Origin of the sequence: Actinomadura rubrobrunea NBRC 15275, assembly GCF_001552235.1 — a bacterium.
Classification (GTDB): domain Bacteria; phylum Actinomycetota; class Actinomycetes; order Streptosporangiales; family Streptosporangiaceae; genus Spirillospora; species Spirillospora viridilutea.
Window position 1 is genome coordinate 1 of record NZ_BCQU01000135.1, and the last position, 13,411, is coordinate 13,411.

Here is a 13,411-nt window from a genome sequence, read left to right on the forward strand (position 1 = left end):
CGTGGTGCCGGATGGCGATGCCGCGGGCGGCGAACCACTCCGTGGCGGACCAGGAACGCGACGCAGGTGGCCGCGGTCTCATCGCTCAGGATCTCGGTGTAGGCCAGGCCGGAGTGGTCGTCCAGCGCAGTATGCAGGTAGAGGTAGCCGCCGCTGTCGCGGTGCCGGTTGGCGCGGCCCGCGGCACGCCCGAGAACCCTGTGCCCGCCACCGTCGGGGAATGCGGCCGAGTTTCTTGACGTCGACGTGGACCAGGTCGCCGGGGCGTTGGTGCTCGTAGCGGCGGATGGGTTCGCCGGTGGCGCGGTCGCATGCGCCACGCCGTGCCGCACCAGGATGCGGTGCACGGTGGACGGTGCGACCCGGTGCGGGCGGCCAGGCGGACCGGGCGATGCGGTGCGCCCGGCGCAGGGGCGAGCACCTGCGCCTCGATGTGCGGTGGCGTCCGGTGGGGGCTGTGATCGGGCGGCTGGAGCGGGGTCCGGGGACGCCCTTGTCCTAGGTGGGCGACCCTGATGCCGGCCATCACGGCCTCGAATTGCGGGGCGTCCCCGCGTTGCCCGGCGGTCACCACCAGCGACAACGGCAGCTGCCCCTGCTCACAGGCCAAATGCCCCTTGGACGACAACCCGCCGCGGAAGCGGCCCAGCGCGTGATCGGCCGGCTCGGCGACCATGCCGCCGGGCACCGGCGGTGTGCTGGTGCGCGCGCACGGTCGTGGAGCCCGCGCTGACGGCCTTGGCGATGCGAGATCGTCCTCAGCCGAACACCGAGATCGGCTGGACAGGCCCTCAAAGGACTGGGGCCCGGCGAAGGGGGCTCGACGCGCCGCCGGTGCGCCGCGTCATTGGGGTACAGGTTCCGGTCGCCGTACTCGGCGGTCGCAGCGTGGTGGGGTCACGCGGGTGGTCTGGCGGGGTAAAGCCTTGTCCGGAACGCTTTGCGGCTTCCGTACGGCGAGTGAGCGCAGGCTTGCTTGCAGGGGCGAGCAGACCTTCCCGGGTCAGATCTCTTCGCCTGCCAGGACGGCGTCGGCGTCGACGATGCGGTACGCGTAGCCCTGCTCGGCCAGGAAGCGCTGCCGGTGCGCCGCATACTCCTGATCCAAAGTGTCGCGGGCGACGACCGCGTAGAAGCGCGCCGTCCCGCCGTCGGCCTTGGGGCGCAGGAGACGGCCGAGCCGCTGCGCCTCCTCCTGGCGGGAGCCGAAAGCGCCCGACACCTGCACGGCGACGGCGGCTTCGGGGAGGTCGACGGAGAAGTTGGCGACCTTGGACACCACCAGGACGCCGATCTCGCCGGAGCGGAACGCGTCGAAGAGGCGTTCGCGTTCCCGCACCCGGGTGTCGCCCTTGATGACGGGGGCGTCCAGGAGCTCGCCGAGCTCGTCGAGCTGGTCGATGTACTGGCCGATGACGAGGGTCTGCTGGCCGCGGTGCCGTTCCACCAGCGCCCGGACGACCTTGGTCTTGGTGTCGGTGGTGGCGCAGAACCGGTACCGCTCGTCCGGGTCGGCGGTGGCGTAGGCGAGGCGTTCGGAGTCGGTGAGCGTCACCCGCACCTCGACGCAGTCGGCGGGGGCGATCCACCCCTGGCTCTCCATCTCCTTCCACGGCGCGTCGTACCGCTTGGGGCCGATCAGGGAGAACACGTCGCCCTCCCGGCCGTCCTCACGGACCAGCGTCGCGGTCAGGCCGAGGCGCCGCCGCGCCTGCAGGTCGGCGGTCCTCCGGAAGATCGGCGCGGGCAGCAGGTGCACCTCGTCGTAGATGATCAGGCCCCAGTCGCGGGCGTCGAAGAGCTCCAGGTGCGTGTAGGCGCCCTTCCGGCGGGTCGTCATGATCTGGTACGTGGCGATGGTGACCGGGCGGATCTCCTTCTTCGCGCCGGTGTACTCGCCGATCTCGTCGGCGGTCAGGGAGGTGCGGCGCAGCAGCTCCTGCTTCCACTGGTGCGCCGACACGGTGTTGGTGACGAGGATCAGGGTGGTCGCCCGGGCCCGGGCCATGGCGGCGGCGCCGACCAGGGTCTTTCCGGCGCCGCACGGCAGCACGACCACGCCCGAACCGCCGTGCCAGAACGCGTCCGCGGCGTCGCGCTGGTAGGACCGCAGCGTCCAGCCGTCCTCCACCAGGTCGATGGGGTGGGCCTCGCCGTCGACGTACCCGGCGAGGTCCTCGGCGGGCCAGCCGAGCTTCAGCAGCGCCTGCTTCAGCGAGCCGCGCTCGGACGGGTGGACGATCACCGTGTCGTCGCCGGCGCGTTCGCCGAGCATGCCGCGGACCTTCTTGGAGCGCAGCACCTCCTCCAGCACCGCGCGGTCCGAGGAGACCAGCACCAGGCCGTAGGTCGGGTGCTTCTCCAGGCGCAGCCGCCCGTACCGGGCCATCGTGTCGGCGACGTCCACCAGCAGCGCGTGCGGCACCGGGTAGCGGGAGTAGCGCAGCAGCGTGTCGACGACCTGCTCGGCGTCGTGGCCGGCGGCGCGGGCGTTCCACAGCGCCAGCGGCGTCACCCGGTAGGTGTGGATGTGCTCGGGCGCCCGTTCGAGCTCGGCGAACGGGGCGATGTCGGTGCGGCAGGCGTCGGCGAGGTCGTGGTCGACCTCCAGCAGGAGGGTCTTGTCGGACTGCACGATGAGCGGACCGTCGGACACAGCAGGCAGCCCCCGTCAGGCGTCGGATATGGGCGGGCGCGTCCACGGCGTTCGGCGCCGTCGACCGGAGCAGCACGCTACTCCAGGTCGGGGGGCCGGGCGGGGTCTCCGCGCGGCCGGACGACCATTTCTGCAACGTCCGGGCCCGCCGGTGTCTTCCCGGACGGTTCGCCGTCAGACCTCGGGGCCGCTCGACGAGGAGGAGCTCGCGTCCACGACGAGGGCGATGATGATCACCGCGATGGCGATGACCAGCGCCAGGACGCACAGCACCCAGCTCCACACGGTGAGCGTGCGGGCCGACTCGGGGTCGCTGTTGCCGCGGCTGATGGCCAGCGAGGACGTGATGATCCCGGGGATGGCCAGCACGTTGCAGCAGGTGGTGACGAGCAGGACGTTGCAGATCAGCGCGGCGATCGCCAGGCCGTTGCCGCGCTGGGCGCCGGGCACGCCGGGCAGCCCGTACTGCTGCGGGGCCGTGTACTGGCCGTACGGGTCCCAGCTGGACGGCGCGGCCGGGTCGGACCAGCCCGCCGGGGGCGTGCCCGGCCGACCGTACGGGTCGCTCCAACCGGACGGTTGCCCACCGATCCCGCTCACACGCAGTCCCTTCCATGTCGCGCTCGGCCGGCCGTCCGCCCCGGCCAGTCGGGCGTCCGTCCGGTCTGTCGGTTGCTCGGACTGTGCAGGCTATCGGTTGATTCGTCCGGAGACGCGGTCGTGGCGGAGATCGGTGCCGGCACATCGGGGGCGCACGGCCGCAAGGCCGTGCGCCCCCAGGTGTTCTAGAACGGCCAGTCGGCGTTCCGGCCGGCCTCGATCAGCGGGATCATCGAGAACGCCGCGTCCGACAGGCCCCCGAAGACGTGCCGGGTGCCGGTGCCGGACGGGCCGTGGCCGTACTGGTAGCCGCCGAGGTTCCACGTGTAGACCGGCACGTGCGGCGGCACGTGCCGCGTGGGCTCCTCGCCGTCCTGGCCCCACCACGCCTGCTCGTCGGTGACGATCACGACGCGGTCGTGGCGGCGGTAGTTGGCGCGCACCGCCCGCGCGGTGTTCGTCCCGCCCATGTCGCGGAACCGCTCCACCACCTTCAGCACCGACTCGCGGCGGCGGAACGGCACCTTCGCGTAGTCGGTGCCGAACTGCACCAGGTCGGCGTCCTCGGCGCGCTGCGCCAGCGCCGCGCCGAACACGGCCGCGGCGTCCGCGGACGTCAGCTCGGAGCGGGCGGACAGCCGCATGGACATCGACCCGGACCGGTCGACCAGCACCAGCGTGCGGCCCGGCAGCGCCGGGACGTGCACCAGCGACGCGTTCAGCGCCCGCTCCAGGGCCCACGCCCAGCGCAGCGACGCCGCCGCCCGGTAGGCCGCGAGGAACCGCATCGGCAGCACCTTGGACCGGACTACCTGCTCCGGGTCGGCGAGCCGCTCGGCCACCTGTGCGGCGACCTCGTCCGACACGCCGGCCTTGTCGAAGTTGCGGAGGTTGCGGAGGAGGGCGAAGTAGCCCATCGACGGGATGATCCGCTCCCAGAACGCCGCCGTCAGCGGGCCCTGGATCCACCCCGCCAGCGACTCCCAGGTCATCCCGGCGTCCGCGAGCACCCGCTCGGCGTCCGGGCGGTCCAGCAGCGCGCGCCGCTCCCGCACCGGCAGCGCCACCAGCTCGGCGCGGGCGCGCAGCGTCGACAGCGACGCGGGGATGTCCCGGTCGCGGCCGTGACGGCGGTCGATCGCGAAGCGGAACAGGTCGCCCTGCTTCGGCGTGCGCGGCCGCGGGTGGGTCAGCTCGATGACGTCGCCGAACCGGACGTTCCCGGTGTCGTGCTTGATCAGCGAGCGTTCGCCGTAGAGGCGGCGGGCCGCGTCGGCGACGCCGCGCTTGACCGGCTGCGGCAGCGCCCGGCCGTACCGGCCGAGCCAGTACGCCAGCAGCTCGCCGGGCTCGTCGGCGCGCTGCAGCGCGGCGTCGATCATCCGGCGGTTGCCGCCGGAGCGGCGCTCGACCAGTCGCGCCCGCACGGCCTCGGCCGCCGCGACCACGGCCGCCGACCGCATCCCGGCCTCCCCGCGCAGCCAGCCGATCAGGCGGGCCGTCCAGTCGGGGTCGTCGAGCGCGACCCGGCCGACCAGGGTGCGGAACCGGTCGTCGCGCTCGTCGGCGCCCTCGTAGAAGGTCTGCTCGCCCACCATGTTCGACACCGCGAGCAGGAAGAGCTCGCTCTTGGCGTCGCGCTCGTAGCCGGGGGCGCCCTCGTGGGTGCTGCCGGTCGGCGTGGATCGGGACCGCACGGCGCTCAGCGCGCCGGTCACGCGGGAACGGTTGAACTTCGCCATGGTCGTGCGTGCCTCCTGTCGGCCGCCCGAGAGCAGGCGCGTGCGCGCGCCGGGGGCGCATCGGGCGGCGGGGTCGGAGGCCCCTCCCGAGGACAGATCGGCTGGAGTCCGCTAACCCCATAGGCGGGTTAACTCTGAAACAAGGAAGTAACTCCGGCCTGCGCACCGGGAGGGGCGAGGGAAAAAGGGGCGCGCCCGAGAACCGGTCGGCGGCGGTTGTCAGCGCTCTACCGAATTGAGCTGACGCCCAGTCGATAGAACGTGCAGGATTCGAACCTACGACACACCAGGAAGTATCCGCTGCCTTCGCACCGGGCGCGCACGTCTGCGTCGTCCACGAGGGCGCTGCGTTTTCCGCTGTCAGCGCCGGGGATATGCCCGGCGCGACGCCTTCGGGAGGACGTTTTCGCCGTGCGCATGCCGCTGTTCATATCTTCGTTCGGCGGCTCGCACCGTGTCCTCCTTTCGTCGTCGCCGTGGCACCCCTAAGGTGCCGCACGGGCCCGTGCCCGTGCAACAGGATTTTCGCCGGGTTCCCGGGTCGATTTCCGAGGTGCCGGTGAGGGTGAAGAGGGGCGCGCCCGAGAACTGGTCGGCTGCGGTCAGTGTGCTCTGCCGAACTGAGCTACCGCCCGAATAGCGGGCGGGCAGGAGTCGAACCTGCGACACCACCAGAAAATGGAAGTAACCGCTGCCTGCGCACCGGGCGCGCCGCGTCTTCGCCGTCACGGGGGCGCCGACCCGCGTTCTTCGCCGTCAGCGCCCAGAATATGGCGCCGTCGGGAGGACGATCGCGGCGTGCGCGTGCCGCTGTGGCTTTCGTGGTCCTGCGGCTCGCACCGTGTCCTCCTTTCGTCGTCGCCGTGACACCACTAAAGGTGCCGCACAGGCCCGCGCGCGTGCAACATGATTTTCGCCGGGTTCTTATGAGTCGATTTCCGAGGCGCCGGTGATGCGGTGCAGGGCGAAGCGGTGGACGGCGGCGCGGGTGGCGTCGTAGCCGGTGAGGTAGCCGCCCTCGACCCGCACCGGCTCGACGATGCGGCTGGACGAGCGGCCCTGCTGGTCCAAGTAGCCGATCCACACGCGGGCGCCGCGGTCGACGGCGTCGCGCAGCAGCTCGATCGTCGCGGCGGCGGGGGAGCGGGGCGGTTCGCCGGACGGGGCGGACGCGGCGTGCGCGGCGCCGAGCCGGGCGGCCTCGTCGCCGGCCCGCAGCGCCCGCACCGCGGCGGCGATCACCGCGTCGTCGGCGGTGTCCTCGGGCCGCAGCCGCACCATCTCCGCGGTGGGCGGCGGTTCCGCGCGGCGCGCGTCGGGCCGGGTGATGATCACGCCGCCTTCGGGGGACTCGGCGACCGGCGCCAGCCCCAGCGACCGCAGCCCCTCCAGCAGCTCGCCGCGCGAAAGCTCGGACGCCAGCACGGTCGGCGCGAGGCGGTGCAGCCGCAGCGGCGCGGCGCGCCGGTCGGCCAGGATCTCGTCGAGGGCGGCGGGCGAGTCGGTGCGCACGTACGAGGCCATGGCGCCGACGCGCAGCGCGCCGTGCCGCCGGGCCGTGTCCTCGATCAGGTAGGTGAGCGGCTGCGGCAGCGGCGTCGCCGAATGCCGGGCGAGCAGGGCGGTCAGCTCGTCGGCGGAGCGGCCGGCGTCCAGGGCGCGGCGGATCGAGTCGGGCGTGAAGCGGTAGACGGTGGCGCCCCCGGTGGACTCCACGTCGGCGGCGAGGGCCAGCTCCCGGGCCAGCTCGGTGACCAGGGGGCCCGGCGCGACCGCCGTGAGGTCCCCCTGAATGAGGATCTCCTCGACCGGTCGCGGCAGGTGCGCGTCCAGGACGGGGGCGGGGTCGGCGCCGTCGAGCAGGGCGCGGGCGTGCGGGGCGAGCCGCCCGAAGCCGGTCAGGCCGAGCGCGGCGGCCTCGCGCAGCGTCCAGTCGACCATGCGGTCGTGCAGCGGCCCGGTGCGGCGCGGCCGCCGCCACGCCAGGCGGGCCCGCACCGCGTCGGCGTCGACGGCCAGCGCGGGGTCGGCCTCGGCCAGCACGTCCAGCGCCGCGCGCCGCGCGGAGGGCGCGAAGCCGCGCACGGCGGCGCCGCTCAACGCGTTGATCAGCCGGTCGCGGTCGTCGCGTTCGCCGACGAGCCCGGCGACGCGGTCGGACGCGAGCCAGCCGTGCGCCAGCTCCGCCCAGCGCTCCGCGGTGTCCTTCAGCAGCCACACGTCGTAGGCGGGGGTGGGCAGCCACTCGCCGTCCACCTCGCCGCTGCCGGTGAGCAGGCCCGCCGCGTACGCCGTCTCGATGAGCAGCGCGGCCTGCCATTCCTCGACGTCCAGCAGCGCGGCGGCGGCCCGCAGGTCGCGCACCGCCAGGCCGCCGCTGCGCAGCACGGACGGCGGGTCCAGGCCCCAGCGGTCCAGCAGGTCCTCCACCATGCGGACGGCGGCGTGCGCGGCCCCGGCGGCGGCGCGCGCCACCGCGTCCTCCTCGCGTTCGCCGGGACGGACGGGCACGTCGCCGGTGCGGCCGGTCAGCGGGGGCGGCTCGGCGGTGACGTCACGGAACAACCGTCCGCCCCGCAAGTACAGGGCCACTTCGCGGGGCAGCGCGACGGTGCGGTCGTCCTCGGCGGCGAGCAGGCCGCGCGCCAGCAGCCGTTCGATCGGGGTGGCGGCGGTGTCCGTCCGGACGGGGCGGCGGGCGTCGGCGACCCGGCCCACCGGAGGCCCCCAGACGAGCCGGTCGAGGGCGGCGCGCGCGTCCGCCCCCGCGTCGGCGATCAGCGGTTCCGGGTCGGCGAGCAGCTCGGACAGCCAGCGCAGCAGCCGGTCGGCGTCGGGGAATCCGCGCGGCTTGGCGTCCAGATCGGTGATGAGCGCGACGAGCCGCTCGGTGGGGTAGGCCGCGAACGCCTCCCGCGCCGGCGGGCCCAGGCCCGCGGGGTGCGGCAGGGCCTGCCGGACGCCCGGCGCGGCGTCCGTCCGCTCCTCGCCCCACACCAGGCCGTGGCGGCGCAGCCGGTCGAGGGCGGCGCGGGCCTCGGCCTCTGCGGCGCCGAGCGCCTCCGCGACCGGCCCCGGGGCCGGGTCGGGCAGCACCAGCACGGCCTCCAGCACGGCCAGGGTGAAGCGGTCGAGCCGGTCCAGCGCGCGGGAGACCGCCGCGGGCGCGGCGGCGCGGGCCGCGAGGGCGCCCAGGTCGGCCGGGACGGGAGTGATCAGCTCGGGGCGCGCGGACAGCAGGGCGCGCAGGTCGGCGTCGTCGCGGGCGCGCAGCCAGTCGGCGTAGGTCTCCATCCCGCTTCCAACCTAGTCGGGGCTCGCCGCCCCCGCCGGGGCGGCGGGTGCGGCCGGAGGCGGGGGGACGCCGCGGACGCGGCCGGGGTCAGGAGGCGGAGGAGGCGGGGGTCCGCTTCACCAAGCCCATGCCCAGGCGGGCCCAGCTCTCCACGAAGCGCTTCTCGTCGATGCGCGTCGGCGGTTCGTACATCGACTCGTTGGCCAGCCAGTAGTTGACGACCGCGCCGCCCAGGACCGCGGCGATCGCGGGCCAGTCCTCGTCGGCGTCGGCGAGCTCGGGCTGCTCCGACAGCCACCGCGCGATGCCGTCGTACAGCGGGTTGACGATGCCCTCCCGCATCTCCGCCACCAGGTGCGGGAACTGGTCCAGGTCGCGGAACAGCACCCGGATGAGGTCCTGCTCCTCGCGCATCTTGGCCAGCCCGGCCTGGCAGGTCATCCGCAGCCGGACCTCCAGCGGGCGGTCCTCGTACCGCTTGGCCTGCTCCAGCACCTCGTCGACCTGCTTGCGGGTCCGCTCGATGTGCTCGCGGATGGCGGAGGCCAGCACCTCCTCCTTGGAGCGGAAGTGCCGGTACAGCCCGCCGGCGCCCGGCGACAGGCCGGCCGCGGCCTCGATCTCGGCGACCGAGGTGGCGGCGTATCCGCGGTCAGCGAACAGCCGCAGCGACTCGGCCACGATACGCTCGCGCGTTGAAGTCGGCTTGGTCACGTGGTCCTCCGCAAGAACAGTACGGCATGTCCGCGCCGGCCGTCCCCGCCGGAAGCCCGGCACACCCGGATCGTGACGCGACTCGCACCGCCGCGGGCGGCTAGAGTTCGTGCTACGCCCCTTATCCGGAAAGGGGTGTACGGGAGGGACCGAGCGAATGGCCGTACTGCCGCGGAGAAGGATCCGCGGATCACCGCGCACGCTGATCGGCGGAGCGCTGCGTATCAACCGCGGGACCCGACACGCGCAGCGATACAAGGCCGCCCGCGCCGCGTCGGGCGGCCCCGGCGAGCCCGTCGAGGCTCCGTACGCGCCCGGCCCCGCCCCTGAGCCCGGCGCGGGACCCCGCGCGGGCGTCGGGGGCACGGCGGCGCGCAAGACCTTCCTGCCCGACGACTTCGTCGTGCCCACGCTGGTGGCCGGGCCGCGCTTCAGGATCCGCCCGATCACCGTGCACGACGTGGTCAAGGACTACGCCGCGGTGCGGCCGAGCCTGGAGCGGCTGCGCGAGCGGTTCGGGCCGGACTGGGGCTGGCCGGCCGAGGACTTCACCTTCGACCAGGCGCTGATCGACATCGCCTGGCTGCAGAAGGAGGGCCAGCTGCGGCGCTCCTTCAGCTATGCGGTCACCACGCCGGACGAGGAGAGCCAGCTGGGCCGCATCCACATCGCGCCGTCCGACACCCCCGACGCCGACGCCGTCGTGGTGTTCTGGGTGCGCGACGACCACGACGACCCGTCCCTGGAGCGGGAGCTGGAGGACTTCGTCCGCGAATGGGTCGTCACCACGTGGCCGTTCTCCACCGTCCGCCTGCCCGGCCGCGACCCCTCGGTGGTCCGGCGCGCCGCCCGCCGCTGAACGCCCGGCGCCGCCGCGGGGCGCCGTCCGAAGGGCCGCGCCGGGTCAGCCGAGGCGCCGGACCAGACCGACGGCGATCCGGCCGACCAGCAGGTACGCCAGGGCCGCCAGGCCGTAGTTGACCGCCACCTCGACCTTGGGATCGGCGGGCTGGAAGACGTCCTTGAACTGCCAGGCCAGGTCGTGCGCCCAACCGGCGACGCGCCGGACCAGCGCGTTGCCGGTGTTGGCCTCGAAGGCCACGAACACGATGTGCACGGCCAGCACCAGCACCGCCGCGGTGGTGAAGAGCGAGACCAGCCCGGCGAGCAGGGACGCGGCGCGCCTGCGGACGGCCCGCACGCCGTCGCCCGACATGCGCGTGCGCAGCCCGGCGAAGCGGCCCGGGCCGCGGTCGGTGCCCTCACCCTGGCCGGTCGTCGCGGCCCGCGGCGCGGCGCCGTGCCCGACCGCCGCATCGGGCGCGCCGGTCGCGGACCGGCCGCCGCCGTTCTCGGTGTTCTCCGCCATGGCGCCCTCTTTCTCGCTAGGGGGCCGATTGCCGTGCGAGGGGGATCGTTTGGGGGGCGCGCGTCCGATCGAGACGCGCGTTTTTGCTGCTGAAAGGGTTCGTGCCGAGGTCGTCGGGTATACCGGCCGCACAACGCCGCCGGATCGGGCGACCGGGCGGCGGCCGTACACAGGACTCCCGCGCTCCCCTACTCGGATCCCGTCGCATCGCCACTACCAGGGGAGCGCGGGGCTGTGCGGGACGCGCCCCGCCGGCACGCCGGAACCGCGTCCCGGCGGGTGGCCGTCGCATCGTCCCCATACCCATCCCTTTACCCTGTGGGGCGTGCTGGAGCCAGTTTCGCCGCGATTCGCCGTAGGGTTCGACCTCGACCTGACCCTCGCCGACACCCGGGCCGGGATCGCCGCCGTCTACGCGGCCCTGGCCGCCGAGACCGGCGTGCCGATCGACGTCGACGCGGTCGTCGCGCGGCTCGGGCCGCCGCTGGAGGTCGAGCTGGCGCACTGGTTCCCGCCGTCCGAGGTGCCCGCCATGGCCGACCGGTACCGGGCGCTCTACCCCGACGTCGCGGTGCCCGTCAGCACCCTCATGCCCGGCGCGGCCGAGGCGGTCGAGGCGGTGCGGGCGCGCGGCGGCCGCGTCCTGGTGGTGTCCGGCAAGAACCAGGCCGACACCGAGCGGACCGTGCGGTTCCTGGGGCTGGAGGTGGACGAGGTCGTCGGCGGGCTGTTCGGCGCCGACAAGGGCGTGGCGCTGCGCAGGTTCGGAGCGTGCGCCTACGTCGGCGACCACACCGGCGACGTGGACGCCGCCCGCGCCGCCGCCGCGGTGGCGGTGGGCGTGGCCACGGGCGCGTTCGACGCCGACGCCCTGTCCGCGTACGGCGCCGACGTGGTGCTGCCGGACCTGCTGGCGTTCCCCGACTGGCTGCGCGGTTTCGGCGACGGGGCGGGCGGCGTTCCCGGCGGCGTCCCGTCCGGGGTGCCCGGCGGAGTTTCGGGAAACGGTTCCGGCGGGTGAAGCGTTTCCCCTACAGCTGCCGCGCGGCGGCTTCGCGGACGAAATCGAGGTGCCCGCGCGGGCCCGCCGCAGGTAGCGTCGAAACCATGGCCTCGTAAGGTTTCCGGGCGGTCGCACACCTGTTCACCGGCCCGGAGCGAGGCACTAATCTTGAGGCTGATTCAAGACGAGAGTTGAACGAGGTCTCCCGTGCCCACTGGCAAGGTCAAGTGGTACGACGCCGACAAGGGATTCGGCTTCCTCACCCGCGACGACGGCGGTGAGGTCTTCGTGCATTCCTCCGCGCTCAACGGCGTCACATCGCTGAAGTCCGGCCAGCGCGTCGAGTTCGGCGTGGTCGAGGGGCGGCGGGGGCAGCAGGCGCTGTCGGTGCGCACACTGGAGAATCTGCCGTCGGTGGAGAAGGCGCTGGCCAAGGCGCGCCGCAAGAAGCCCGACGAGATGGTCGTGATCACCGAGGACCTCATCAAGCTGCTCGACGGAATCTCCAACACCTACCGCCGCGGCAAGCATCCGTCCCCCGCGGAGGCCAAGAAGATCGCGACCGTGCTGCGCGCCGTCGCCGACGATCTGGCGCCCTGAGGCGGCGCGTCGCGGGCGTCGGTCGCGAGGCGCCCGTCGCGGACGCCGCCTGCGGGGCGCTATGTCGTCTCGGGGTGAGTGTCCGGGACGCGGCGGGCGCCGCGGGCGCGGCGGCGCGGGCCCGTGCGGCGGCCGTCCGGGCGGCGCAGCAGCAGCGCGGCCAGCGTGGCGGCCAGGGCGGCCGCCACGGCCGCCAGCGCCGCCCGGCCGTCGGCGACGATCGACATGCCGAGGCCGAGCAGGCCGCCGAGCACCCAGACGAGCTGGTGCAGGGTCTCGGTGACCGCGAACGTGGACGAGCGGACCTCCTCGCCGACCTCCCGCTGCACCACCGCGTCCATCGACAGCTTGCCCAGCGACTGGCCGAGCGCGCCCGCGAACGCCGCCGCCAGCGCCGCCCACAGGCCGAACAGCGCCGCGCACAGCCCCGCGGCGGCCGTGGCGAACGCCAGCGTGCTCAGCACCAGCAGCCGCGGGGCGCGGGCCTTCGCCCAGGCGCCCAGGGCGGTGCCGGCCAGGCCCCCGGCGCCCGCGCAGCCCGCGAGCAGGCCGAGGGCGAGGGTGCCGGACACGGGTTCGAACCGCTCCTGCCGCAGCAGGAACGCCAGGTACAGGATGAGGAACCCGGAGAACGCCCGCAGCGCGGCGTTGGCCGCCACGGCCTCGGCGACGGCGGGGCCGAGGCGCGGCGGCGTCCGCCGCCGTCCGCGCCGCCGCGGCGGTTCGGGGGCGTCCGCCCGGTCCGTCGCCGCCTTGAGGTCTGTCGCCTCCGTGAGGTCCGGGGGCGCCGCTTCCGCGGGCGCCGCGTCCACGTGGCGCGGCAACCGGACCGTGACCGCCGCGCCCAGCAGGAAGACCACGGTCGTGATGCGCAGCAGCCACTCCGAGCCGACCAGCATCGACAGCCCCGCCGCGATCGGCGCGGCGGCCGACGCGGCCACCAGCCCGGCGAACGACACCCGCGCGTTCGCCGTCACCAGGGAGATCCGCTCGGGCAGCACGAGCGGGGTCGCGGCCGACCGCAGCACCCCGAACGCCTTGGACAGCACCAGCACCCCGAACGCGGCGGGCAGGTACGTCAGCTCGTCGCCGTGCGCGACCGCCCCCGCCATGCCCCAGCACAGCAGCCCGCGCGCGGCGAGCGTGGTCGCGACGGCGTAGCGGCGGGCGTGCCGCATCCGGTCCAGCGCCGGGCCGATCAGCGGCGCGACCAGGGCGAACGGCGCCATCGTCACCAGCAGGTACAGCGCCACCTGGCCGCGCGCCTGGTGTACGTCCAGGCCGAAGAACACCGTCCCGGCCAGCGCGACCGCCACCATGGCGTCGCCGGCGGCGTTCACCGCGGCCGCCTCCGTCAGGGCGCCGAGGCCGCTGCGTCCGGCGCCCTGCGCGTGCGCGGCGCGGCGCGCCAGGCGCCCCGCCCCCCGCACGG

Annotated in this window: 10 protein-coding genes and 1 pseudogene; 3 read left to right on the top strand and 8 right to left on the bottom strand. The window is 74.5% G+C overall.

Going from position 1 to position 13,411, the window contains the following annotated elements:
• The 6 genes and pseudogenes from AR3_RS33010 to AR3_RS27235 form a co-directional block, all read right to left on the bottom strand.
• Positions 1-466: pseudogene (locus AR3_RS33010) on the bottom strand (IS481 family transposase); the annotation flags it as partial.
• 537 nt (positions 467-1,003) lie between these two features.
• The gene (locus tag AR3_RS27215; protein ID WP_067918238.1) at positions 1,004-2,656 is read right to left on the bottom strand and encodes a DNA repair helicase XPB; all 1,653 of its coding nucleotides are present in this window, start codon (positions 2,654-2,656) and stop codon (positions 1,004-1,006) included.
• Between the two features lie 174 nt (positions 2,657-2,830).
• Positions 2,831-3,256 carry a hypothetical protein gene (locus AR3_RS27220; protein ID WP_067918240.1) on the bottom strand — a complete coding sequence of 142 codons (426 nt, stop codon included), beginning with the start codon at positions 3,254-3,256 and terminating at the stop codon, positions 2,831-2,833.
• Positions 3,257-3,441: 185 nt separating this feature from the next.
• Complete coding sequence (locus AR3_RS27225) at positions 3,442-4,998, bottom strand: TROVE domain-containing protein (protein WP_067918242.1); 1,557 nt, start codon at positions 4,996-4,998, stop codon at positions 3,442-3,444.
• A 924-nt stretch (positions 4,999-5,922) separates the two neighbouring features.
• The gene (locus AR3_RS27230) at positions 5,923-8,292 is read right to left on the bottom strand and encodes a helicase-associated domain-containing protein (protein WP_067918244.1); all 2,370 of its coding nucleotides are present in this window, start codon (positions 8,290-8,292) and stop codon (positions 5,923-5,925) included.
• 88 nt (positions 8,293-8,380) lie between these two features.
• Positions 8,381-9,007: a TetR/AcrR family transcriptional regulator gene (locus tag AR3_RS27235; protein WP_227023339.1), complete on the bottom strand. Its 627-nt coding sequence runs from the start codon at positions 9,005-9,007 to the stop codon at positions 8,381-8,383.
• A gap of 157 nt (positions 9,008-9,164) precedes the next feature.
• On the opposite strand from AR3_RS27235, the gene AR3_RS32465 reads away from it, so the two are divergent.
• On the top strand, positions 9,165-9,866 hold the full coding sequence (locus AR3_RS32465) for a hypothetical protein (RefSeq protein ID WP_106259145.1): 702 nt from the start codon (positions 9,165-9,167) through the stop codon (positions 9,864-9,866).
• Positions 9,867-9,911: 45 nt separating this feature from the next.
• Here AR3_RS32465 and AR3_RS27245 read toward each other — a convergent pair whose 3' ends face one another.
• On the bottom strand, positions 9,912-10,376 hold the full coding sequence (locus AR3_RS27245) for a hypothetical protein (RefSeq protein ID WP_067918246.1): 465 nt from the start codon (positions 10,374-10,376) through the stop codon (positions 9,912-9,914).
• Between the two features lie 325 nt (positions 10,377-10,701).
• Here AR3_RS27245 and AR3_RS27250 point away from each other — a divergent pair, with 325 nt between their 5' ends.
• Positions 10,702-11,397 carry an HAD family hydrolase gene (locus tag AR3_RS27250; protein WP_227023340.1) on the top strand — a complete coding sequence of 232 codons (696 nt, stop codon included), beginning with the start codon at positions 10,702-10,704 and terminating at the stop codon, positions 11,395-11,397.
• Between the two features lie 189 nt (positions 11,398-11,586).
• Complete coding sequence (locus AR3_RS32720) at positions 11,587-11,979, top strand: cold-shock protein (RefSeq protein ID WP_067918247.1); 393 nt, start codon at positions 11,587-11,589, stop codon at positions 11,977-11,979.
• Between the two features lie 59 nt (positions 11,980-12,038).
• Here AR3_RS32720 and AR3_RS27260 read toward each other — a convergent pair.
• A partial coding sequence (locus AR3_RS27260; RefSeq protein ID WP_313819760.1) for an MFS transporter occupies positions 12,039-13,411 on the bottom strand: 1,373 nt, incomplete at its 5' end.

Coding starts and splice junctions, on each gene's coding strand:
- AR3_RS27225 (WP_067918242.1), bottom strand. CDS start 4,998: ATGGCGAAGTTCAACCGTTCCCGCGTGACCGGCGCGCTGAGCGCCGTG.
- AR3_RS27230 (WP_067918244.1), bottom strand. CDS start 8,292: ATGGAGACCTACGCCGACTGGCTGCGCGCCCGCGACGACGCCGACCTG.
- AR3_RS32465 (WP_106259145.1), top strand. CDS start 9,165: ATGGCCGTACTGCCGCGGAGAAGGATCCGCGGATCACCGCGCACGCTG.
- AR3_RS27245 (WP_067918246.1), bottom strand. CDS start 10,376: ATGGCGGAGAACACCGAGAACGGCGGCGGCCGGTCCGCGACCGGCGCG.